At 67.6% G+C, this 22810-nt stretch carries 20 protein-coding genes and 6 pseudogenes; 9 read left to right on the top strand and 17 right to left on the bottom strand.

Going from position 1 to position 22810, the window contains the following annotated elements:
- Nucleotides 1-148: 148 nt before the first annotated feature.
- Nucleotides 149-499, bottom strand: coding sequence for a DoxX family protein (locus ACZ7DE_RS32800; protein WP_470767561.1), 351 nt, complete (start codon nt 497-499; stop codon nt 149-151).
- A gap of 97 nt (nt 500-596) precedes the next feature.
- Between ACZ7DE_RS32800 and ACZ7DE_RS32795 the strand changes: the two genes are divergently transcribed.
- Nucleotides 597-1028, top strand: coding sequence for a winged helix-turn-helix transcriptional regulator (locus ACZ7DE_RS32795; protein WP_470767559.1), 432 nt, complete (start codon nt 597-599; stop codon nt 1026-1028).
- Nucleotides 1029-2238: 1210 nt separating this feature from the next.
- Here the strand turns inward: ACZ7DE_RS32795 and ACZ7DE_RS32790 are convergent.
- On the bottom strand, nt 2239-2700 hold the full coding sequence (locus tag ACZ7DE_RS32790; protein WP_470767593.1) for a DNA/RNA helicase domain-containing protein: 462 nt from the start codon (nt 2698-2700) through the stop codon (nt 2239-2241).
- A gap of 43 nt (nt 2701-2743) precedes the next feature.
- Here ACZ7DE_RS32790 and ACZ7DE_RS32785 point away from each other — a divergent pair.
- Nucleotides 2744-3043 (top strand): annotated as a pseudogene (locus ACZ7DE_RS32785) (IS6 family transposase); the annotation flags it as partial.
- A gap of 218 nt (nt 3044-3261) precedes the next feature.
- Nucleotides 3262-3885 carry a hypothetical protein gene (locus ACZ7DE_RS32780; RefSeq protein ID WP_470767557.1) on the top strand — a complete coding sequence of 208 codons (624 nt, stop codon included), beginning with the start codon at nt 3262-3264 and terminating at the stop codon, nt 3883-3885.
- A gap of 87 nt (nt 3886-3972) precedes the next feature.
- On the opposite strand, the gene ACZ7DE_RS32775 is transcribed toward ACZ7DE_RS32780, so the two are convergent.
- From ACZ7DE_RS32775 to ACZ7DE_RS32765, 3 genes and pseudogenes are all read right to left on the bottom strand, one after another.
- Nucleotides 3973-4266 (bottom strand): hypothetical protein, encoded by a 294-nt coding sequence (locus ACZ7DE_RS32775; RefSeq protein ID WP_470767556.1) that lies wholly within the window; start codon nt 4264-4266, stop codon nt 3973-3975.
- Between the two features lie 420 nt (nt 4267-4686).
- Nucleotides 4687-6138: a hypothetical protein gene (locus ACZ7DE_RS32770; RefSeq protein WP_470767554.1), complete on the bottom strand. Its 1452-nt coding sequence runs from the start codon at nt 6136-6138 to the stop codon at nt 4687-4689.
- A pseudogene (locus ACZ7DE_RS32765) lies at nt 6135-6932 on the bottom strand (hypothetical protein); the annotation flags it as partial. The gene ACZ7DE_RS32770 and the pseudogene ACZ7DE_RS32765, both read right to left, overlap by 4 nt.
- On the opposite strand from ACZ7DE_RS32765, the pseudogene ACZ7DE_RS32760 reads away from it, so the two are divergent.
- A pseudogene (locus tag ACZ7DE_RS32760) lies at nt 6924-7139 on the top strand (transposase family protein); the annotation flags it as partial. The pseudogenes ACZ7DE_RS32765 and ACZ7DE_RS32760 overlap by 9 nt on opposite strands.
- 244 nt (nt 7140-7383) lie before the next feature.
- A complete protein-coding gene (locus ACZ7DE_RS32755) occupies nt 7384-8592 on the top strand; it encodes a right-handed parallel beta-helix repeat-containing protein (RefSeq protein WP_470767552.1) in 1209 nt (402 codons plus the stop codon).
- Between the two features lie 9 nt (nt 8593-8601).
- On the opposite strand, the pseudogene ACZ7DE_RS32750 reads toward ACZ7DE_RS32755, so the two are convergent.
- Both ACZ7DE_RS32750 and ACZ7DE_RS32745 read right to left on the bottom strand, forming a co-directional pair.
- A pseudogene (locus ACZ7DE_RS32750) lies at nt 8602-8970 on the bottom strand (transposase); the annotation flags it as partial.
- A gap of 72 nt (nt 8971-9042) precedes the next feature.
- Nucleotides 9043-9761, bottom strand: a pseudogene (locus ACZ7DE_RS32745) (IS6 family transposase).
- 354 nt (nt 9762-10115) lie between these two features.
- Here ACZ7DE_RS32745 and ACZ7DE_RS32740 point away from each other — a divergent pair.
- Nucleotides 10116-10556: a hypothetical protein gene (locus ACZ7DE_RS32740; protein ID WP_470767550.1), complete on the top strand. Its 441-nt coding sequence runs from the start codon at nt 10116-10118 to the stop codon at nt 10554-10556.
- Nucleotides 10557-10847: 291 nt separating this feature from the next.
- Here ACZ7DE_RS32740 and ACZ7DE_RS32735 read toward each other — a convergent pair whose 3' ends face one another.
- The 9 genes and pseudogenes from ACZ7DE_RS32735 to ACZ7DE_RS32695 form a co-directional block, all read right to left on the bottom strand.
- Nucleotides 10848-11522, bottom strand: a complete 675-nt coding sequence (locus ACZ7DE_RS32735; RefSeq protein ID WP_470767548.1) for a ribonuclease FAU-1 family protein — start codon at nt 11520-11522, stop codon at nt 10848-10850.
- Between the two features lie 123 nt (nt 11523-11645).
- Entirely contained in the window at nt 11646-12209 is a 564-nt protein-coding gene (locus ACZ7DE_RS32730) for a hypothetical protein (protein ID WP_470767546.1), read from the bottom strand.
- A 621-nt stretch (nt 12210-12830) separates the two neighbouring features.
- Entirely contained in the window at nt 12831-12974 is a 144-nt protein-coding gene (locus ACZ7DE_RS32725) for a hypothetical protein (RefSeq protein ID WP_470767544.1), read from the bottom strand.
- Nucleotides 12975-13156: 182 nt separating this feature from the next.
- Nucleotides 13157-13330, bottom strand: a pseudogene (locus tag ACZ7DE_RS32720) (IS110 family transposase); the annotation flags it as partial.
- A gap of 191 nt (nt 13331-13521) precedes the next feature.
- Nucleotides 13522-14121, bottom strand: coding sequence for a GOLPH3/VPS74 family protein (locus tag ACZ7DE_RS32715; protein WP_470767542.1), 600 nt, complete (start codon nt 14119-14121; stop codon nt 13522-13524).
- A gap of 53 nt (nt 14122-14174) precedes the next feature.
- A complete protein-coding gene (locus ACZ7DE_RS32710; protein WP_470767540.1) occupies nt 14175-14321 on the bottom strand; it encodes a hypothetical protein in 147 nt (48 codons plus the stop codon).
- 479 nt (nt 14322-14800) lie between these two features.
- Nucleotides 14801-15409: a DJ-1/PfpI family protein gene (locus ACZ7DE_RS32705; RefSeq protein WP_470767538.1), complete on the bottom strand. Its 609-nt coding sequence runs from the start codon at nt 15407-15409 to the stop codon at nt 14801-14803.
- A 333-nt stretch (nt 15410-15742) separates the two neighbouring features.
- Nucleotides 15743-16360 (bottom strand): VOC family protein, encoded by a 618-nt coding sequence (locus ACZ7DE_RS32700; RefSeq protein WP_470767536.1) that lies wholly within the window; start codon nt 16358-16360, stop codon nt 15743-15745.
- 120 nt (nt 16361-16480) lie between these two features.
- The gene (locus ACZ7DE_RS32695; protein WP_470767534.1) at nt 16481-17029 is read right to left on the bottom strand and encodes a hypothetical protein; all 549 of its coding nucleotides are present in this window, start codon (nt 17027-17029) and stop codon (nt 16481-16483) included.
- A 378-nt stretch (nt 17030-17407) separates the two neighbouring features.
- Between ACZ7DE_RS32695 and ACZ7DE_RS32690 the strand changes: the two genes are divergently transcribed.
- From ACZ7DE_RS32690 to ACZ7DE_RS32680, 3 genes are all read left to right on the top strand, one after another.
- The gene (locus tag ACZ7DE_RS32690) at nt 17408-18712 is read left to right on the top strand and encodes a YhgE/Pip domain-containing protein (RefSeq protein ID WP_470767532.1); all 1305 of its coding nucleotides are present in this window, start codon (nt 17408-17410) and stop codon (nt 18710-18712) included.
- Nucleotides 18713-18986: 274 nt separating this feature from the next.
- Nucleotides 18987-19823, top strand: coding sequence for an enoyl-CoA hydratase/isomerase family protein (locus ACZ7DE_RS32685; RefSeq protein WP_470767530.1), 837 nt, complete (start codon nt 18987-18989; stop codon nt 19821-19823).
- Nucleotides 19824-20326: 503 nt separating this feature from the next.
- Nucleotides 20327-20869 carry a DUF6368 family protein gene (locus ACZ7DE_RS32680; protein WP_470767527.1) on the top strand — a complete coding sequence of 181 codons (543 nt, stop codon included), beginning with the start codon at nt 20327-20329 and terminating at the stop codon, nt 20867-20869.
- A 20-nt stretch (nt 20870-20889) separates the two neighbouring features.
- Here ACZ7DE_RS32680 and ACZ7DE_RS32675 read toward each other — a convergent pair whose 3' ends face one another.
- A complete protein-coding gene (locus ACZ7DE_RS32675) occupies nt 20890-22488 on the bottom strand; it encodes an ISL3 family transposase (RefSeq protein ID WP_470767525.1) in 1599 nt (532 codons plus the stop codon).
- Between the last annotated feature and the right edge of the window lie 322 nt (nt 22489-22810).

Genomic DNA, 22810 nt, shown 5'->3' with positions numbered 1-22810 from the left:
GCCACCGAGCAGGATCTACGCTGGGGCCCACGGCCACCGGCTGATCTTCGTTTGTCGACACAACTCACGATGATCAACGGTGGCCGTCCTCATCGGAGACCAACCTCACTCAGCACGATCAAGGCCAGCCTCAGACCGGCTGTCCGCTTCAGAGGGTGGCAGCACGCAGCACGATCAGGGCGACGGAGGCCATAGTGAGGACCACCGCCGGAGACGCGCCCTTGCGGTCGCCGACGCGCAGGTGGAAGGCAACCGCCCCAGCGAAATAGAGCGTCAGGCCGATCGCGGCGGCGATTCCGACGGGTCCCCACCAGAGTCCGGCGATCACACCGGCCGCGCCCGCGATCTGAGCGCCGATCAGGAAAGCCATCATGCTCTGCGGCACTCCGAGGGTGGACATCTGCTCGGTGATGTGCCGCGTCCGCAGATACTTGGCCCCGGCCGATACCAGGACAAGCGCCGACATGAACACGGTGACGACGGCAAGGGAGACGAACATGGCTGAAACCTCAATCGTGCGAGATGCGAGTAAGGGGGGCGTGCGCACCTCGACGACGATAGGCGGCCATCAGGTACCTCCAGGTAACCTTCGGGGCATGAGCCTGCGACCCGGAATTGCCTTCCTCGCCGACTGTCCCGCTCTCCTGGCCATGGAGATCATCGCCAGCAAGTGGTCCATGGTCACGCTCTTCGCGCTGACCGACGGCCCGTTGCGCCACGGCGAGCTGGTCGAGCTGAGCGGTGGCATTTCGCGCAAGGTCCTGACCCAGACGTTGCGCCGGCTCCAAGCCAACGGGCTCGTCGAGCGGCACGCGTACGCCGAGGCGCCGCCGCGCGTGGAGTACGGCCTGACCGATCTCGGGCGAACCCTGGAGGAGCCCATGAGGATGCTCACCGCATGGGCGCGGGAGAACGGCGAGGCGGTCGTCACCTTCCGGGAAGCAGCCGAGGCGGCCACGACCATCGAGGCGGATCAGGCGACCCCGGTGAAGACCCCTCATGTTGATGAGAACCCGAGCCGTTTCTGATCAAAAGAAGAGGCTGGACCTGTAGACCCTGCCGTCGCCGGAGAGTTGGCCATCCTCGTGATCGGGGCCCTCCTGCAAGAGGCCAACGATGACCGTCACCTCAGGGTCAAGCCCCTGGTCCTGAAGGAGCTCCCGCAACCGAACCCAGAGGGCGCTCGTACCAGTCCGCAGATCCTCGGTGTACTGGAGACGATGCTCGAAGCTATGAGCTCAGCCTTCCAGCCCGCCCGGCGCAGCGGCACGGATGAGGCCACCCATGATCGACGACGGGCGGCGGCAACGACAGGTCGCTCGTCGACAGTGATCAAGAACTACAGCTGGAGTACTAGAGACCGCATGCAGCGCCATTTCCATGTGGACTGTGGTCAGCCGGAGAGCAGCCCCACAATCCTCTCCGCCAAAGCCAGCAATGCTGCTGCGCCTACCAGAGTCGCGCCTTGAACGACAGCACTCTTGATCCGCCGACCAGGGGTGGGTTGTGTGTCATCGGTTCGCTCCAGGTCCGCTGGCGCATCGGCGTCCCGCCTTGTCGCGCTCTGCGGTTCGTCGTCGTCTCCACTGGGAGCAATCGGGTCGGCGCCCCCTTGCCGGGTGGCCTGGTATGCACGAAGGACAGCCTCAACATCGCCTTGCAGCTCGGTGATCCTCCCGACCGAATCGATCACCATGTCGCACTGGTGGCAGTGGGATCGGCGGCGCATGACAGCGTAGCGACGCCCGCACCCGGGACAGCAGGGAGCTTCGGGATTCACCAGCGCTATGGAACAAATCGGGCAATGGACCTCCTGATCACCACACGACCAACAACCCACACGCACAGTCGCGTCACCGCGGCTCCAGACGGGCCGACCACGTCGGTTTGAGTGCTCCATTCACTCAGAGTCCCACAAAGAACACAGACGGTCGCAGGGAAAGAAGAACACCTGCAGAGGAGGGCCCGGTTGCCAGGCAGCAGGGTGGGCGTCAGCGGAATTGACGGGCGGGGGACGCAGGTATCGTACGGCCTGGCGTCGCGTTGACGTTGCTGAAAGAACCAGGTAGCGGGTGCCGTCGGGTGTGCGGCGGTGGGCCGGCAGCCGCGGCGGAGGTTGTCTGCCGGAGGAAGGCGGCCGCTGGGGTGGCCTTGCGTGGCAGACGTACCAGCGTCCGGGTGCGCGGTGGGCGTCTTTTGGATGTACGCCGACCTCGAACGCTGCGGGATACGGATGGTCTACGCGCTGGGGGCCAGGCTGTTGAGCAGCGCTTGTGTTTCCTCGTCGGTGGAGAACAGGACGGTGCCCTGCATGCCGCGGGTGAGGAGGACTTTGTAGGTGTTGCGGATCAGGTGCGTGAACTCGTACTCGCCGGCGCGGGCTACGACGATGTCCTTACTGGCCTTCTTGTTGGCGACCCACACGCCGTCCCGCCAGACGAGGTCGGGGCCGAAGATGACGCCGCTGTAGTCGTACTCGAGGCCCTGCGCGGTGTAGATGCAGCCCACCTGGCTGAAGCCCGCCGGGTCGGTGGCCCAGAAATTCTTCGACGGGAAGCCGCCGATGGAACGGTCGCCCTGTACATTCCACGGCCGCTTCCACTGCCATTGGGGCAAGTTCACGTCGTCGACGAGCGCGACGAACTGCTTGTTGGCGTCGAGGACCGGTTCACTCCAGGGCCAGCAGAAGCCGGCCGTCATCCGGACCTGAAGCCCTGCTTCCTGACGTGCCTTCAGCATCGCCCTCGTCACCGACAAGCTCCGCTCCCACGGAGCGGCGCACCGCGAGACCATGCCCTTCGTCGAGCACCGCTTCCATAAGAGTCTGAACGACCGGGCGGAGACCAGTGCCGCCAGCCGACCGGGCAGCGCGAACGGGCGATGAAGGGCTTTCGCTCCACGGGCGGAGCGCAGTGGTTTCTGTCCGCGCTGGGCGGTACCTCACCTCACTTGCGGCCTCGCCTCACCGCCACCTGATGCCCACTCACGGATACCGAGCCGGATGACCATCCGGTTCGCCGTCTGGAACCAGATCACAGCCATGGTGGGCGGATCGGTTGGCGTCTGTGTCCAGGCCCTGGCGAACTGGCCGGCGGCCCTCCGACACACCGCCAGGAGTCCGCACACTCAACAACGTGGCAACGTCCGCATGACTGACCCTCATCACCTCGACCTGACTGGCTAGGCTGTACGCCGGTCGCCCCCAGCACGGGGTCTCAGGGGGTGGGGAACAGGATGTCCGTAGAACGTCACATAGTGGGGATGCTTCAGCAGATCGCCCGTCAGCAGGACATTGTCGAGATCGCCCCGCAGGGCTCCACGTCGAAGGCGGCCGCCCTGGCGCACGTGGCGGAGCGGTACGGCTACATGTACGGCATGGCGTATAGGACCGGGTTCAAGAACTCGCTCGTGCAGGTGCGGATGTATCGGGACCCGCAACTCGAAGCGCGCGTCCGTGAGGCGGCCACCATCTCTACGCATCCGCAGGCAGGCAACGGCGGGACCGTTCCGGGGCTGGAGCAGGGCTCGCTGAAGCCACTGCCTGAAGCGGTCGGTGCGGTGGCCGTACTGAAGGACCTCATCACCTTCGACATCATGGCCCAGTACGTCGCCGACCGGAGCCAAAAGGTGATCGGCTACCTCGCCTGCGCGGTCCTGACCGTACTCCTACTCATCGACAAATCGCCGGTCGAAGCGGTCGCCTCCGGCGGGGCGGTCGCGCTGCTCTTCACCGTGGCGTTCAAGGTGGGCGCAATCCGCCGCGGGAAGATCGCACAACGGCTGACGGCTGCCGGTTTCCTCGCGGTGCGTGACGAACAGGGCAGCCAGCGTTTCCTGCGCCCGGGGCAGCAGTTGCCCGGCCACACCAACCCATTCGCCGCCTGAGGCCCTGGCCTGCGGAGCAGGCAGGACAGGGACAGGCGTTGGCGGTCATGGCGGGCGGTCGCCTGCGCGGCGGAAGGCTCTGCGGGATCACGGTCTTTCGCGCTGCTGGAGCAGCACGGCCGGGGTCGGGATGTTCAGTTCGGCGAAGACCGCGCGCATCAAGCCGGGCGGCAGCCTGGCGGGGCAGCGGCTCCAGTCGGTGACGAGCGAGCGGTTCGACTCCTTGGGGCTGATCAGCGCCAGGCGCCAGGCCAGGTCGCAGAAACGTGGCAGCTGCTCGGGGTCAAAGCCGGGCCGCAGCCGGTTGAACGGGAGGACGAAGGCGTCCGGGGCCGGGTCGATGACTTCCGGGCCGGCGGTGGCGGGCGAGGACGTACTCACGGCTCCCGGCGGGCCAGACGCCGCACAATGGCCGGTATGGAGAGGCCAGCCACCTCTCCCCCGCGAAGCCGCACGGCTTCGCGGAACCGGCCATCGTTACGGATCTCCTGTTACTTCTGCCTCAGCTGCTCAGGAAAGTACGTCCTGAGTGTGTTAAGTGACGCTCGTGCCCAGAGGGCGCCGGCAACCGAGCAACCGGCCCCAGCACCAGACCGATCGGCAAACCGATCACCCACGATCAGGAAGCCCGTCGGCACTGTGCGCGTGTCCGTTCGGAGAGGGGGCCGGGTCGAGCGGAGTCTGTCAGGCGGCTCTGACGTCGGCAGCAGAATCTGCCGTGACAGCGGTGGTTGCGGTTTCGGCGTCCGGCCATCAGCCGACGGAGCTCCGCCCAGACTTCGTACGCTGCGTAGCCGAACATCAGCTGGCATCCCCGGAGGTGGTCGGGGAAAGCAGGCCGTCGCCGGGCCACAGGGGAGATCCTGCTTCCGCCCAGGCCAGGTGCCGGCCAACCTCGACGAGGATCTCGATCCGGTCAGCGGGCCCGTATGCCCGATGCGCCCCGGACGTGGGGTCGACGGCGCGGACCTCGCTGTGCGGGCCGACGCACATGAGGGCCCGGGCGATTTCCGGCAAGCCCAGGTTGAGGGCGTTGCAGTCATGGTCGCGGATGAGCTGCAGCAGGTCTTCGGTGGCTGCCTCCCAGTCGCCGACCTGCGGCCAGCGCGCGCCTGCGTCGAGTTCGTGGGTGAGCGTGGACAGCGGCACGATCTCGCCGGCCCGGCGGCCATGGACGAGGCGATCATGAATACGGGCGCCGTCGGGCTGCCGTACGCGGGGGTGCAGCAGGGAGGCGGCGGCCACGACGGTGGTGTTGATCTCCTGGGCGCCGACCGGGTAGTAGGGCTCGTGCGCGGACAGGAGGTAGACGTCCGTGGGGGTAGCCGGGGCGGGTTCGGGCTGGGTCATGGGGAGGGTTCCCTTCTGCAGCGGTGGGTTCGGTGCGTGACGAGCTGTCGGATGGGTCGTCGGCCGGGGGCCAGGCGGGTACGGGCCCAAGAGCGGGACGGGGTCGGAGGCCTGGTTGGCGTCGGCTGTGCCGTCCTGTGCGGTGTGCTCGAGGATCTGTGCGACCTGGTCAGCGAGTTGGAGCATCAGCCGTTCGCCGGCGATGAGGTCGGCTGAGGCCGAGCGGCTGTCCTGGGCCTGGAGCAGGCCTGCGGCATCCCACAGCAAGTGCTGGCCGACCTCGGCCGAGCGGCGCAGTTCGTAGCGTTCGCTGCCGGCGGCGGCCTGGACCAGGGAGGTGTGCAGGGTGGCGAGGCGCTGCAGGTAGCGGCAGGCGGCGTCGCCTTCGACGATGCGGACGTGTGCGCGGGCCCGGCTGTCCAGCCGGTCGGGCAGGTGCTCGGCGAGCAGCGGGGCGAGGAGCAGCGCCGGCAGGGCGACGTCGAGGGGGACTGCGTGGCGGATGGCGAACAGGCCGGTGACCAGACTGACGAGCGCGACGGCCGCGGCGGCGAGCCGCAGCGATCCGGGGACGGTGTCCGGGGCGATGCGCTGGGCGGGGTGCCGGGTCAGCCAGCGCAGGGCCAGGCGCTGCGTACGCGTGGCGGATGGAGTGAGCACCGCGATCTGGTGGGGGGTCTCGGGGCTGCCGTCGCCGGGGACGGTCCAGGCGAGCCAGCCCCACGGGGTGCGTTCGTGGACGAGCACCATTTCGCAGGCGGCGGAGCAGGTGTGGTCGCGGACGTGCCCGGTCGGTAGGGCTCGGGAGCGTTCCTTGTCCCACCGACCCGGATGACGGGTGAAGGGGCGCTCGTGGTGTGCAGCCGCGGTCGGTGGCGGCGGTGTGTGGAGCGTGTCCGTCACGGGCTTCCTTTCAGGTGGTGGTCTGTCAGGGCGGAGGCGCACGTGGTGCAGCGGCCGTCGCCGTCGGGGTGGGCGCGCCGCGGTGTGGGGCCGGGGCAGGTGCGGCAGAGCGGCCAGCCGAGGCAGGCCGGGCAGAGGTCCTCGCCGGGGGCGGTTCCGGGGGCGCCGCAGCCTGCGCATTCGGTAAGGGCCCGGTAGGTCAGGGCCTCGCTCACCGTGCGGGCGGCGGAGCCGGTCATCGGCTGCGGCGGCGGGTCGTCCCACACTGGCTGGTCGTGGTGGTCGGCCGCGAGGGTGGGCGGCGGGTAGGCCTGGGCGGCGCTCAGGCGAGCAGCGATGATCGCGCCGACCGTGGTCCGGACCGGATGGGGCAGGGGCCTGTCGGCGATGACGTGCCGCAGTTGCTCGGCGTTCCAGCCGGCCTCCAGCATCACGGTCACCACGCGGCCTTGATCGGTCAGCGCCTGCCCGGTCAGCAGCAGCTCGGGGCGGGCCGCCCCGAGGTCGAGGAGCAGCCGGATCCCCGGGTGCATCTCGTCCGCCGCGGGCGCGGCCGGCGGGGACGTCGGGGTGTCCGGCCGGTCCGTCCGTCCCGGTGTTCGCGACGCGTCGCCGCGGCACGGACGGAGGGGGCTGGTGTTCTGCTTGTTGGTCTTCTTTCTGTTGGTGTTCTTAGTGGAGCGATCAGCCAACGTAGGTTTATCCACTGGTGGAAAACCCGACTCTGGCCCGGACCTGCTGCTTTGCAGAGCGGGCAGGTCGGTGAAATACGCCGTCGCACCGAGGGGGCCGTTATCACCACTGGACTCAAACGGCCACCGGGCAGCGAGCTCACCCTCACCCAGCGCACCGTCAACCGGGCCCTGGCCGCAGCCCGGGCACCGGTCGAACGCGGCATGGCACGGCTGAAGTCTTGGCAGATCTTCCGCAGGTCCCGCATCAGCCCGAACCGCATGACCGTCATCGCCAAAGCCGTCCACACCCTGGAGAGGCAACGCTGAAAACGCTCAGTGGCGTCGCATGCCCAGCGGCACATACAGAGTGCTACCGCTTGCACACCTAACGTGGCACGTCTAAGTTCGTAAACGGCGGAAACTACCCGCTCTTCGTTCGGGTTACGTAGCTGATGGAGTCCTGCCAATGCCAGGTGATTCCATTGGTTTCGCTGCCAGCCATGTGCCACCTAGTCGACCATGCTGCCGCACGACCTGATTGCGGGCTGCACCGAAATCCAAGGAGAAGGTTATGAAGAAGACCGTCCTCGTCATGGCGGGCGTGGCAGTGGCTACGGCATTCTCGGCAGTGCCCAGCCAGGCAATTCAGGCTGTACTCGTTGTGGATGACAATGGAGCACAATGTCCGGGTGCACCTTTCACCACGATCCAGGCAGCGATTACTGCAGCCGCACCAGGGGATGTGATCAGAGTTTGTGCCGGAATGTACAACGAGGTTGTCACCGTGGACAAGGAGAATTTGCAGTTGATCGGACCGGCCGCCGCCCCCACAGGGGCAACGTGCCGCCAGGCCGGAGTTCCGGATCCGTCCAGGCAGGCGATCATTCAGTCGGCGGGCGGTTCAGGCAGTGTCCGCTTGCTGGAGAACGGCATCAGATTCTCCCGCTTCACCGTTCAGAACAACACCTCCAGTTATGGCATCGTCACGAGTGCGGCACACTCAGGCCACCAAGTCCGGCAGAACATGATCCAGAACAATGTTATCGGAGTCTATTTCCACTCCAGTGGCACAAGTCTTTCCCAGGTTGAGCAGAACTGCATTCGCCAGAACAATCAACCAGGTTCTGCAAGTGGCAGCGGAATCTACTCAGACGCGGGCCTGAAGAATGCGGACATCGAAACAAATACATTTTCTGGTAACGAAAACTCCGGCGTCCTTCTGGACGCACTGACGCCCGGAGAAGTCGACAATGTCAAAATAAACAGCAACACCTCCTTGGAAGACAGGGCCTTTGCATTCATCTTCAAGTCCAGCAACGCCAGCGTAGGGAGGAACATCATCCGGGACAACTCTGGCGCCCCCGGGATCTTCTTGGGCGACAACAACACGAACTTGAAGATCACCTCCAACATCATTGAAAGGGGATTTCTAGGCGTACGGGCCAACGCCTTCGGTCTTTCGCCCAGCACCAACGTCACCATCGCCAGCAACATCATCAGAAATTCCGAATCAAGCACCGTTGGTCACGGCATCAGTGTGGCAGCGAACTCCCTCACGAACTCCGTCATCTCCGGGAACATCGCCGACGACAACGCGGGCGACGGAATCCGAATCGATGCCGGCGGCAACGGGGGCAACACCATCAAGTCCAACGTCGCCCGCCGCAACGGCATGCTCGACTGCCGCGACAGCACCAGCGGCACCGCCACCGATGGCACTGCCAACACCTGGACCGGCAACATTGGTCCGAACGCGGCCCCTCCCGGCATCTGCCTCTAGTCTTCTGAGTCAGGAATTCTGTTCAGGATAACTGGCGAGGCGTACGAGGATCTCGTCCGCGGTCTTCGTCCAGACGTAGGGCTTCGGGTCGGTGTTCCAGGCGGCAATCCAGTTGCGGATGTCCTTCTCCAACGACTGGACGGACCTGTGAACGCCTCGCCGTATCTGCTTGTTGGTCAGCTCGGCGGACCACCGTTCGACGAGGTTCAGCCAGGACGAGCCAGTCGGCGTGAAGTGCAGGTGGAAACGGGGGTGGGCCAGCAGCCACCTTTTGATGGCGGAGGTCTTGTGCGTGGCGTAGTTGTCGCAGATGAGGTGGACATCCAGGCCGGCGGGCACCTCTTTGTCGAGCTTGATCAGGAACTTCTTGAACGGCGTTGTCACGTTGTTGGGTGCGCGACTGTCTGATGGTGCGTCGGGGCGCGGTGGGCACGCGGTCTGGGTGGGTGTTCAAACCGTAGTGGGTCGGCCGGCGGCACGGGTGATCTGGTCCCAGATGGTGAAGCGGATGGTCATCTCGGCTCGGTAGCCGGAGGCTGCCATCAGGTGGCGGCGGGGTCGGAAGTGGGGTGAGATCCCACTGAACGCGGACAGGAACCGCTGGGCTGCGCCAACGCCGCGGAAGCCCTTCATCGCCCGTTCACGCTGCCGCGTGGGCTGGTGGCTGTTCTCCGCCCTGTTGTTCAGGCCCTTGTGTGAGCGGTGCTCGACGGAGGGTATGACCTCGCGGTAGGCCGCTTTGTAGGAGCGGAGCTTGTCGGTGATGATCACCCCGGGCACAGTGCGGGTCTTTGTGAGGAGTCTGCGGAAGAAGCGTCTGGCGGCGGCCTTGTCGCGCCGGTTCTGCACGAGGATGTCGAGGACGTTGCCGTCCTGGTCGACGGAGCGCCACAGGTACTGCAACCGTCCGTTGATCTTGATGAAGACCTCGCCGAGGTGCCATTTGTCCCCGGGTTGGGGCCGTCTGCGGCGCAGCGCGTTGGCGTAGGTCTGCCCGAACTTGGCGCACCAGCGGCGGATCGTCTCGTAGGAGACGACGATCCCGCGCTCGAGCATGAGCTCTTCGACTGCGCGGAACGACAGGGGAAGCGGTGGTACAGCCACACACAGTGGGAGATGACCTCGACCGGGTACCGGTGACCCTTGTACGACAGCGACGCGCTCCCCACAGACGATCCTTCCCTGGCTGATCAACCCGAATATCATCCCACCAGTCAGCCAACGTGACAGCGCCCTTCTCACGGCTGATCGAGGGCATCAGCGACATCCTGACCGACCTGGCCGACGAGGCCGAACCGGTCAGCATGAGGTGACTCCGGCGCTCTCCGCTCGCGTCGCTGCGTCCGGCACCGATACCCGCCTGAGCCTGTACAGCGCTTCGACGGGCCCGGTCCACCACGGCCGACTGCCGGATCCGATTGGATGCCATACCGGTACTTGTACTTGTACTTGTACTTGTACCGCTCTGCGCCGCCCCGCGTACGGGCCTGGACGCCTGCCGCCTCCCGGGCCAGGCTGTCGAGATGAACGACGCGAACGACTCCGGCTCGGACGACGGGAGGATCGACAACGTCTCCCTCTACATGGAGACGCTCAAGGCCCGCATGGACCCCGAGCAGTACGACGTCCTGGCCAAGGCCGTGCACGAGACAGCGCACCTGATAGCCGAGGGCCATCAGGCCGGCCCTGTCGGTGACGCCTCACAGTTCACCGATGAGGTGCAGCGGGAGTACGCGACGGTCCTGGCGATTCTCCTGACCAGCCGCATGGACCACCGACTCGTGGAGATGCCCGGCCCCGACGGCAGCCCCGGCTTCGCCATCGTGGAAGCCTCCTCCGCCGACGACCCGGCGAAACTGCAGGAGTTGCGCGAAAAGCACCGTCGCTTCGTCACTGGGCAGCAGGCCCTCTACAACGAGCTGGACGGCATCGTCCGCGCCAACGGCCTGAGCTCCGACGACTGACCATGCGCCACACGGCTCACCCCCGCGCCGCGCCCCGCCGCCCCCACGCGGCCGGAGCGCTGGGAACGTTCTCCCCACACGCTGACATCGCCCGCAGCCGGACCTCTCCCCCGCCGATGTTCCCCGCCTGACGTCGCCGCGCTGACAGCGGCGCGGCGGCCCGGCCGACGCGCAACCGGCTGAGCTTGCCCATAGGAGCTGACCGGCGGGAACGGGCGGTGTCCGGTTTGGGGGCTCCCAGCCCGGTCACACCTTCGGTTCCCCGCTGGGGGCAACCGTCCAGACAACGGTTCAGCCGCCCGTCGGTGCAACCCCCTCCCTGCCCTGCGTCGGGCGCGGCAGTCGGGGGGCGGGCCAGGCCGGGTTCCACCGCCAGGACATCCACGAGGCGGCGTCGGCGAACGGGCCGGAGTGCTCGGTGAGCATGGCAATGACCTGGTCGCGGGCGGCGTCCACGGCCTGATGCTCGGTGTCGGTGACGATGCCGAGCCGCCGCACGTGCGCGTACTCGTCTTCGTCCTTCCACTCCCAGCTGGTCAGGTCGGGGTCGACGACCAGGTCCACGGTGAGGTCGAAGGTGTCGAACCCGTCCCTCGCACGGCGGGTGGGGTGCTCGAAGTTCACGTACCAGTTCCGCAGCCCGCCGCTCGTGTAGAAGGCGTTGACGCTGAACCATGCCGTCGGCGGCTTCCACAGCAGCAGCTCGGTCTCCTGCCACACGGCGTCCGCGAGCTCCCACACGCCAGTCGCCATCGCGTCGAACGCCTCCGTGCGTACCGATCGGTCGCCATCATCGCGGGCCTTGACGTACAGGGCCGGCCAGCGCGTCTCGGCTCCTGGCGGGCAGGCGGCCACCAGGGCCTCGCTGGTGTCGGCGACGACGCGTAGCGCGTGCTCGCTCCACACCCGGCCTGAGCCGTGTACGTCGCGCCGTACGACCGTCTGTCCCGTCTCGAAGGTGCTCACCTGTTCCTCCTTCGCCGCGGGCCGGGTCTCGGCGCGCGGTCTCCAGCCCAGCGCCGAGGGTACGGCCTGGGCAAGCCCCCGTTGGAGGGGGGCTTGCCCAGGAGCGCCTTTGGCTTGCCCGGGTCAGGCCCGCCGGCGGAACAGGCTGCGGCGGGGCTTGCCCGGCTCCTGGCCGTCGTCCTCCGGCTCCGGCGGTGCGGCAGCCTGGAGACGGGCGGCTTCCTCGCGGGCGAGGTCGTCGGCGTGGCAGGTGCCGCACACGGACACGTCCCCGGCGTTCCAGGCCGTCCGGTGCGCGGTGGTCTCCTCCCAGGGCTGGTCGGTGAACTTCTGCCCGCACCGCTTGCACACCGGCGGCCGCGCCTCCCACTCAGCGGCACGACGTCGCTTCTCCTTCGCATCGGCGCGAGCCATCTGGTCGCGGTAGAGGTCCTCGCCGTCGGGGTTGTCGAGCGCGTCGGTCAGCGTCTGTTCGTCCGCGCGCCCCAGGCGCCGCCACACTGCCGCGTCCGCGCCGTGCTCGTCCCGGCGCGGCGCCCAGAAGCGGCGGCCGGCTTCCTCGAGGACCTTCACGGTGTTGTCGACCTTCGCCTTGGTCGTGTCGGCAAACACGAACGCCACCGGCACCAGGCCCTCCCGGCCGGTCTGCGGGTAGACCCCGCCGCCACAGCCGATGCTCGTGGTCAATGCTCGCAATCGCGTCCGGCTTGGAGCGGACGAGGTCCACGGTGTGCTTGTCCGCGTCCGGTGCCAGCAGCCGGCCCCACTCCCAGTACCGGCGCAGCTTGTGCACCAGGTCGTCGGCGTCCTCGGTACGGCGGTCGATCTCCAGCAGCATCACCGGCACCCCGGCCGTCGGCGCCCGCACCACCAGGTCCGCCCGCTGGACGTACCCATTGCCGAGCCGAGAGACGGCGGCCGCCGTCTCTCAGTGACGCCGAGCACGGAACGCCGCAGCTTGCTCTTACAACTTGCCCTGCAAGTAGCCCTACAACTTGCCTCCACCAGTCAGCGACCGGCCCCGTCGCCAAGGGGTCTGACCTGCTGGTCAAGGGGTGCCACGCCGGGCTCCGCACCGGCCGACAACTTCCGGTCGAACCGGTAACGGTGACGGCCTCACGAAGGGTGCAGCAACGGACGGTCTGCCAGACCTGTTCACCCCCGCCCGCCGAAAGCCACCCTCCGACACCGCGACAGCGCGGTGCACAACACCAGCACCGGGCGGCCCATCCCCACGCTGCACAATTGAAGGCCACGGCAGGCCCACCCTGCAGGACAACCTCCTCTTCTCCCAAGAGATCTGGTCTTTCAGATCGGGGGTGCGCCTCCGACCGTGGATTCGGCGGAGAAGGGGATCAGGGGGATGAGGTCCGCACCGGAGTTGGCGGGGTAGGTCAGGAAGGGCTGGGGCTCGGCATCGGGGTCGACGACCGGTGATTCCGACCCGAACATTGAGCTTCTTCGAGTTGGCCACCAATCGGGTGATGGGCCGTGAAGCGCAACGAGCGAGGCCCCCGGGCTGTTGATCGAAATGTCTGACGTCTCAATCACGTTGCTCGGGGGCCTCGTTGGTCATCCATCCTGCCGCACTCGACCTTCCGCATGCACTCGTGGAGTGAGTCTCAATGACTGTGTCAAGCCGGTTGGGAGGCTGGCGGGGTGGGGGTGAATAGTCTCTTGTCGCGGAGCTTGGCCCACAGCACGTCGACTCGGCGGCGTGCAAGGGCGAGCAGTGCTTGGGTGTGGATCAGCCCTTCAGCGCGCTCCTTGAGGTAGAGGTCCCGGGGGCGGAACGGCCCCCGACGGCACACGGCTGCTGAGCAGGACGTCACTGGAACAGATGCGCTCCACGCCCGGCCCCGGCGGCACGCTGGTCGTGGAACTCTGTACCGCCACCAGGCGCTTGGCATACGCGGAGGGAGCACCGCCCCCGAAGCGCAGCATGTCACGCAACGGCTTTGCGCCTCGGCTGCCCCGTGGAGCGGGCACGGGGGTCGGCTCATGGCCCGCGCCAGATGTTGGCGAAGGCCGCGTTCTCGATGGTCCGCCTCTGGCGCACGGCCTCCAGCTCCATCACCGCGTCGTGGACGGCGGCCACCACACGCGTCACCGCCTCGTCGTCGAGGCCGGTCCCGTCATCGGATCGTTCGTCGTCGATGCCCACGGCCGCGGCGAGGGCGGTCAGGACGGGCTCCCCGTGTCTCCATCGGTCCGCTGCGCGGCGGCGGGCGGGCGTATCGACCGGTTGCAGGTGTTTCGAGCCGAAGGGCGACCGGCTGCTTCGCTGCGGTGTCAGCTCACCGCTCTCTTCCAGGGCGGCCTGGTAGGTGGCCGAGAGGTCCCGGCCCCGACGCCACAGCCAGTCTTCGACCCGTTCGTAGGGCAGCTGCCGAGTGAGACCTGCCGCAACCTCGCCCAGAAACCCATCGTCGAGCGGCGGCGGTCCACCTGGCACTATGCGGTCGCCGTCCAGGGCGACCGTCCCCGCACCGATGAGATCGATCAGCTCGGCTCCCGCGAGGGCGAGGGACAGGTCACCCTGTCCCACGGAATGCTCCGGCTCGATGGCGATCATGAACAGGTCTTTCGCCGTGGTCATGAGCGGATCCCCTCGGAGATGTCGACGAGGCCGCGTCTTCAGCGACCGCGCTACTACACGGTGTGCAGAGGTTCCCTGAAGGACTTGCGGAACACCGGCCCGGCGAAGGGGATGATCGAGGACAACACCTTTGACTTCAACGAGGTGGGGTGCCGCTCGAGTCTGATGTCGACGCGGGTGCCGTTGTCCGTGGGAGTCATCTGGGACTGCCAGCCCCCCGAGCCGAAGGGCACCGAGTCACGAGTGGTGACGGTGACCCTGTTCGCCGAAGGGTCCCATTCGTAGCGGGCACGCTCCCACGATTTTCGTTCCCCTCGGTCACCTCCGCCCAGGTTTCACCTCGCTCGTGAATCTGGGGGTGCTCGGCATCGATGGACGACCACTCCTCGACACGGGATGGGGTGAAGTTCGTCGGCACGCCCATCACCTCGTCCGGGCTCATCGAGGAGTTCACCTGGAAGTGAAGGGATGGCATGAACTGCTCCCTGGTTCGAGATGACCATTGCCTGCCGGCGCCTTCGGCGTTCATCGCTCGCGTGCCTGACTCACTTCGCCGCCGCCGGTCCGCAATGACCGGAATGGCCAACTTCCAGAATGCACCTCCGCCCGGCACTGTGCACCAGCAGGTTCCGGTACCGCACCCGTGCGGTCGTGTCCGGGGCCGGCGTGGTCTCGCGCGTCAGGCGAGTGCGCCTTCGGCTGAGTGGACGGCGCGCAGGGCGCGCTCGATCGTCTCCTGGTTCTCGCCGACTGGGGACACGTAGTCGAGGACGTTGCGTGCTGCGTCCTCCCCGAGCATGCGAGTGATCACCCAGGTGGCCAGGTACTGGGACGCCAGGCAACCGCCCGCCGTAGCGATGTTCCCCTCGGCGTGAAACGGCTCGTCGAGCACAGGGATGCCGCGCGCTTCGACGAAGGGCCGGGACTTCATGTCCGTGCACGCCGGCATGCCGTCCAGGAACCCCAGGCGGGCGAGCACCAGAGCGCCGGAGCACTGGGCGCCGATGAGCTGGCGCGACGAATCGAGCCGCAGCTCGGAGATCAGCTGATCGTCGGCCACCACCTCTCGCGCCTTCACGCCACTGCCGATCAGCACGACGTCGGCCTCGGTGACGAACTCCATCGGGCGCTGCCCCGTCACCTCGACGCCGTTCATCGACGTGACCACCGGTGTCGGCGTCGTGATGAACGCTTCCAAGCCGTCCCCGCGGCACCGGTTGATCAGCGCGGAAGCGATGAAGCTGTCGAGTTCGTTGAACCCGTCGAAGGTGACCACTGCTACCTGCATCGCAACTCCTCACGTATGGCATCCGCGCCATCTGCAGTCTCTCCCGGGCCACCCGTACCGGCCGAGGGCCAATCTGCCGCCCGTGGCCTGCCGACCGTCGCTCGAGCACCTACCCGCATCAGGTCCCGAGCACGGTACTCCCAGAACGATCACGCGACCGTTGCGCCCCCGGCTCCCCGAGGCCCCCCGGCCCGGCGCGGTCCGGCTGCACGCATGCGTTGCGTCCGTCGGCGGACAGCGGCGGTCGCGTCCACGTCAAGTGCCTGGCCCTCCCCCGCCGCGACGTTCGACTGTGAAGAGGAGCCGGCCCCGATCTCCTGCTGGGCGATGCGGTCACGACGGCAGTTCGGTCCCTGCCTGCTCGCCCACCATGTACTGGGCGTACCAGTCCGGCCAGTTCTTGTCCTCTGCACCGATGCGCCTCTCGTGCTCCCCGTGCGCAGCCGCGGCACGGCGCAGGGCGCTTGCCAGGTCCTGGGCCGAGGCGAACGTCGTGGTCGCGGGATCGAGGCGTCCCGGAAGTCGGCTGGTGACCTCCTGCAGAAGCCAGCCGTTGCCGTCCGGGTCGCTGAAGGCCAGAAACGAGCTGTAGCTGGTGCGCCGTGGATCCGATCCTGGCACCCGGGCCTCCGTCCCGGCGTGGTGGAAGACGCCGCCGGCGTCGTGGAACACCGCGCTCGGTTCGGCGCCGAGCCGGTCAAGCTCGGCGTATGCAGCGTTGACGTCGTCCACGATCAGGTGCAAGCCCTGAGCTGAGCCCGGCCTCTGGGACGTGACCGAGGTGCCGAAGATGACCGATGCCGGTGAGCCCGGCGGCGTCACTTGCACTACCCGGAAGTTCTCACCCGGGGCGACGTCCGCGTCCAGTCTCCAGCCCAGTCGGGTGTAGAAGCTCTTGGCCCGGTCGACGTCGGACACCGGCACCACCACGACTTCAAGTTTCATGTCCATTGACTGACACCTCCTGGGTGCGTACAAGATGCCGCCACGGGGGACACGCGTCGCCGGACGCGGGCGACGCCGGGGGTCCGGTCGGTGGCAGGCATGGGCATGCCCGTGGCCGGCAGGCGGCTATGGCCTGTCTCTGACGGCGCCGGTGCCGAGTCGGGTGAGCAGCCAGAAGGTGATTGCGGTGCCGGTGCCGTAGGCGACGTGTGCGCCGAAATCCCAGACCAGAACCTTTGTGTCGTACTGCCAGATCGGCCTGTAGAGCCCTGCGATCGGCAAGGCGACATAGTCACCGGCGAACACCGCGGCGCCCAATGGCACGCCATGGACAGGGGAAGGCCGGGGCAGTGATCCGGCCACGATGCCGTAGGCGGCGCCTACCGCTGAGCCGTAGGCCCAGTGAGCGATGGTGCTCGTGAGCCAGGCTGCCCCCTCAGGAAGCCGGCGCTGGGTGAAACCCTCGATGACCCGCTTCGCCACCTGCCCCGGATCGGGGGCCTTCTCCCAGCTTTCGACCGGCGCGAACTCCCAGGCGAGTGGGCTGTCCGTCCCGCCTGAGCGGCGGTACTTCAGATAATGGACGGCATCCAGACACACCGTTCCCACCGCCCCGGCCAGCAGGCCGGCCGTGACCGCCGCGAGGGGAGTCAGCGAGATTCTCCGGGAGCACATGACGCAATCTCCATGTCGGTCAGGGCCGAAACGATGATGCCCTTCCTCCCCCGGGCCGCGCCGCAGAGGCATACGGCCCGCATCGAGTATCCGGCGGCCGGCGAACGTCCGCGAGCGCAGGCGGCGAGGGACCGTGGACGCATGCGGGGGGACGTGCAGATTCATTTCGGGACTGCCGTCACCTGCGCTCGCCACGGACACCGGCCGTGTCTTTGAGTGATGACCTGTCGACACACGGTTATCGTCCCTACGGGGTCCGCGGTTACTCGCCTACATCCAAGGGTGCGGACAGCTGATGCACAGGCGTGTGGCTCCTGGGAACAGCCGACCCCGCAGGCGAATCCCGACAGCGCAGGGCCGTATCCCCATTGGAGTTCCATGACCTCGGCGGGTTCCGGGCAGCCGCAAGCGCTCGCGCGCGCTTTTGCTGTGGCTCGTCATGGGCGGTTGTGGCTGGTGCCGACCGTCCTGTGCGCGCTGGTGGCGCTGTTCCTGACGCTGCTCTACATGGGCGGCATCGTCGATCCGAACGGGAACCTGCGCCGATTGCCGATCGCCCTGGTCGACACGGACCAGGGCCCGCCGTTGCCCGGACAGCAACAGGCCCTGGGCGCGCAGTTGAGCCGGTCAATCGTCGCATCGACCCCAGCGGGCACCGTGCAGTGGCGTCGGCTCAGCGAGGCGCAGATGCGGGACCAGCTGGCGTCGGGCAAGGTCTACGGCGCCCTGGTCATTCCAGCCGACTTCACCACTTCGGTGGCGGCGCTGACGACTCCGCGGGCCTCGGCGCGGCCCTCCCTCACGGTCCTGACCAACCCCGGGCTGGGCAGCCTCGGCTCGTCCCTGGCCAGTCAGATCACCCAGCGTGCGGCTCACCAGGCATCCCTGACCATCGGCCGGCAGCTGACCACCCAGGCTTCCAGCCAGGGCGCCGATGCCAGGACTCGTGCGCTTCTGGGCGACCCGATCGGTGTCACTGTTCGGGTGGGCCACCCCATCGGCAAGCACAGCGGCCTCGGGTTGACCGCCTTCTACTTCACCCTGCTCCTGGTGCTCACCGGGTTCGTGGGCGGAAACATCATCAACAGCGGGGTCGACGCGGGCCTGGGGTATACGGACAACGAGATCGGCCCCTGGCACACCCGGCGGCCGACGGTGCCGATCAGCCGCACACAGACGCTGCTGCTGAAGATGCTCATGACCGCGGGCATCACCGTGCTGACCACCAGCCTGCTGATGATCGCCGCAATCACGATTCTGGGCATGGACGCATCGCACCTGCCGCTGCTGTGGATCTTCTCCTACTGCGCGAGCCTGGCTGTGGGCCTGGGGGTGCAGGCCATCAACGCGGCCTTCGGCGGGATCGGCCAGGTGGTGTCCATGTTCGTGTTCATCGCCCTGGCCCTGCCGTCCTCGGGCGCGACGATTCCCCTCCATGCCGTTCCGGGCTTCTACCGCTTCCTGGCGCTGTTCGAACCGATGCGGCAACTCAGTGACGGCGTGCGATCCATCCTCTACTTCGACGCCCGGGCCGACGCCGGCCTGACCCGCGGCTGGTCCATGATCGCCATGGGCGTTGGCCTCGCCCTGCTGTTCGGGTTCGCCATGACCCTCTACTACGACCGCAAGGGGCTGCACCGCCTGACCGCGCGGCCTTCCGCAAGACCCGGTGAGGCAGCATGATCGGCCCCGAGCCGCCCGAGAGTGCACACACCGTACGTCCGTCGAGCAAGAAGCTGCGTCGGCCACCTGTGGCTACCAGGTCCCACTGCACACGCGGCAACCTGTCGAGCGAGTGAAAGCACGTCGAGCGTTCAACAGCCAGTGCGGGCCTTTGGCCCTGCCGCACCGCGGTCGGCGGGGCCTGGGTCAGTTGGCCTCCCACCAGCGGTCATACGGCAGGAGCGGTACGCGCTCGAATCGAGTCCCGCAACCGGGCTCACTCAATGGAGTCATCATGGCGTTCGCCTATTCCTCGATCCGGACTCGACTCGACGACGGTGTTCTGTCCGCCACCCTCGACGCCGGCCCACTCAACCTCCTCGGTGTCGATCTGGTCCGTGACCTGGTCTCCCTCGTCGACACGCTGGACGACGACCCCGGCAACGTGCGCGTCGTCATCATCGACAGCGCCTCGCCGGACTACTTCTCAGCCCACGTGGATCTCACCGCGGTCCCGCAGTACACCGCGGAGGCGGCCAAGGCCGGCGGACCCGGTGACGCCTCACTCGGCATGTTCCTGCACAGACTGTCGCGCGTCCCTGTGATCACGATCGCCAAGGTGCGCGGCCGTGCCCGCGGCGGCGGCAACGAACTCGCGCTGGCCTGCGACATGATCTTCGCGTCGCGTGAGAACGCGGTCTTCGGTCAGTTCGAGTGCGGAACCGGCGCCCTGCCCGGCGCTGGGGGAATCCAGCACCTGACCCGGCGACTCGGCCGTACTCGCGCCATCGAAGCCGTCACCGGAGCGGACGACTTCCCCGCCGACCTCGCCGAACGCTACGGCTGGATCAACCGTGCCCTGCCCGACGCCGAACTGGACGGCTTCGTCGAACGCCTGGCCAAGCGCATCGCCGGCTTCCCGCCCAAGGGCGTCCAGGCCGCCAAGCGCGTGATCAACGACCTCACGCTGCCGGAGCCCGCGCACATCCGCTCCGACGCCGCCACCTTCCAGGCACTGATCACCCTGGCCGAAACCCGCGAGCGTCTGGACCACCTGGCGCACCGAGGTCTCCAGCGAGCGGGGGAGGTCGAACGCGACCTCGGCAAAGCTGTGGCGGAGTATCGACGTTGACGAGGTGTCTCCCGTCCAGCAGGCTGCGCGCTTCATCCGAAGGGCCTGCGCCCGCGCGCCGGGCGCCGGGCGAAGCCGTCGTGTGGCCGGCCGCCAGTGTGTCGGCTGAACAGGCGCAGCATCCGTGGCGGTTACAAATCACCCGAGCCTTCCAGGCCCATGGAGCCGAGGTCAAGGAGCGGCCACGTCCTCCAGCATGTGCCGCGCCATGCTCCAGGCGCGTGCTGGAAGGCAGCGACGGCCTAGCTGCGGCGCACGCATCCGTCACACCGCCTGGGTGCAGCCGTAGCACGTCACAAGATTCTTGGCGGCCTCAGGGCGCCGGCGCCGAGCGTGCCCGCACGACTCGCGCGCGAGTACTCCCCGAAGCCCGGGCCCGCCTTGATCGTGACCACGAGGAGGGCGCGTGATGTCGGATTAGTGGTTCTGGCTCAGCTTCTGTGACGCGGTCACGATGAGTAATCGGTTGGGGGTGACAGTCCCGGCTGGTTAGGCTCCGGGCCATGAGCGGACCGGTGTTGGTGATCGAGTTGGCGGAGGCCGTCCCCCGCGTGGCGATCCAGCGGCTCCGCGAGTTCCTGCTCGGCGCCTCTGCACGGTTTGAGGAGAAGCGGGTCGGCGAGTACGACCTGAACATTCACGCGGAGAGCCTCGGGATCACGGATGCCGGGGACGTAGACGGACGTCGGCCCGTCCTGGTCTCTCTCATGGGGCCTGGAATCGGTGACGAGGACATCTTCGAGGCCGAGCACGCCGACGAAGTCGACCAGGAACCCCTCATCGGCTTCACCCCCACCCACGCGGTCGACGTCATCGCGTTCTGCAACCGTGCTGTCGACCACCTCGTCACGGCCCTGCTGACCGCCGCTGTCATGGATGTCATCGGTGGTGTCGCCAACGCCGAACTGCGAGAAGATCAGGTTTCAATCGTGGCCGGCCTTCCCGGCATCGTCGCAACGATGACCGATCCGTGGCCCGCCGTGTATGGCTCGGCGGAATTCCTCCGAGCGTGGGCCCAACAGCCCGGTTTCCGGCTCCTGAAGTAGCCGGAACTCAGCCAGCCGGCTCACGCGAGTAGTACCCGCTTGCGTAGCAACTTGAAGCCGGCTCGGCCGAACATCTGGCGCTTGAGCATCTTGATCCGGTTGACGTGCCCTTCGACGGCACCCGAGTTCCAGGCCAGGGCCAGTCCGGCGATGACGGCGTCGACGTCGCGGGCGATGCCGGCGGCGAGGGTGTGGAGGCTGGGCAGGTCGTCCTGCCGGACGGCGTCGAGCCAGTCAGGCAGGCGCTCGCCCTGGCGCTCGGTGAGCATGGTCGCGAAGGAGCGCACGTGCCGGGTGAGGGCGTCGATTTCGGGGCAGTGGGCGCGGACGGTCTTGAGCTGGAGCTGTTCGGGCTCGGTGAGGGTTTCCGGGCGGCGGAGGATCCATCCGGCGACCGCCCGGGGCGAGGGCGGCCGGGCGGTCACTGGCCGTGGTGAGGTGCGCTTGTCGTGCAGGTAGGCACGAACGCGCTGGTAGCTGCCTTTGTAGCCGAGCGGCAGGATCTCCTCCCACAGCTTCCAGGCGTTGGTGCAGCCCTCGTTCCAGCGGTCGTCGAGGTAGGGCTTGTACTCGTCCAGGACGGAGGGCCGGTGCTGCCACTGGCCGGTGAAGACCTCTTCCGGTGTAGCGGCGTCGGTGAACTGTTTGACGGTGCGGTAGGTCATGCCAAGCTGGCGCTGGATCGAGCGGCGGCTGTGCCCGGCCTCCAACAGTGCGTGGACGTCGGCGTGCCGGGCCCGGGTGCGGTCGGCGAACCGGTGTTCTCGTGGCCAGGGTGACCCGTTCGCTTCCTCGGCAGGGGCGGGTTCTGGCCCGGCTTCGGGGGCCGGGGGAACCAGGGGTCGAAGGCAGCGGCGGTGCTGGGCGACGCTCCGCTCGGCGGCTTCGCTCAGGTTGTGCCAGAGGTGCCACCTGTCCGGGACCTGGATGGCTTGTGGCGCGCCGAGGGCGGCGCCCTCGGCAAAAAACGGCGCCCGGTCCCGGCATACGACTTCGACGCCGGGCCGGTGGGCGAGCCAGGCGGCCAGGCTGGATGCCTCCCTGTCGGGCAGCAGATCAATGGGACGGCGGGTTTCCATGTCGACGAGGACCGTGCCGTAGTGGCGGCCCTTGCGGGTGGCGTACTCGTCGACGCCGACCACCCGCGGAGCGGGCACCTCAGGCTCGGGAAGAGCTTCAACCAGGCGCAGGATAGTGCTGCGGCTGACGGACACCCCGAGGGCAGAGACCAGGCGAGCGCTGGCCCGGCCTGCCAGGGCGAGACCGACCGCGACCAGAGTCGACCGCAGCCGCTCGGTCCGCTGACCGTGCCGACGGGTCAGGCCGGCTATCTGCTCGACGAAGGTGCGGCGTACGCAGTCCGAGTTCCGGCAGGCGAACCGGCGGACCCGCAGCCGGAGAACAACACTTCGTCCAGCGCTCGGCACATCAGCGGGAAACCGCAGGTAGGAGCCATGAACCCGGTTCGACCAGACCCCACAAACCGGGCACGGGGCACCGTCCGTAGTGCAGTGCGCATCGACGCGCACTATCTCGATATCCGCGTCCACCGACAGCACCGCAACGTCCGCGATCGACGGGAACAACAGCTCCTTCAGTCGGAGCACGACCTCTGCCACGGCCCCGAACTGTCGACCCAACGACCTCGTCCACAGGCCGTTTTCAGGCGACTTGGCGTACCGCCTGGAGACGACGAGCCGTCACTCAGCGTGGCCGCATCACAGAAGCTGAGCCAGAACCGGATTAGTTGAACGCCGCACTTTCGGGACAGGCCCCCACAGCGCTTGCCGAAGACGTCTCACTCGCGACTCCACTGGCTGCGCCCCGCATCGCCGGTCGTGACGCTGCTTCGGCAGCCCTCGGTACGTACCAGCAGGCGCTCGCCGCGCCTGAAGCTACTGTCCGGCTCAGGGGAAATCAGGTGGAGGGGATCGTCTACAG

It is taken from the genome of Streptomyces sp. NPDC037083, from assembly GCF_055606485.1.
This window is presented reverse-complemented; position numbering and strand designations above follow the sequence as displayed.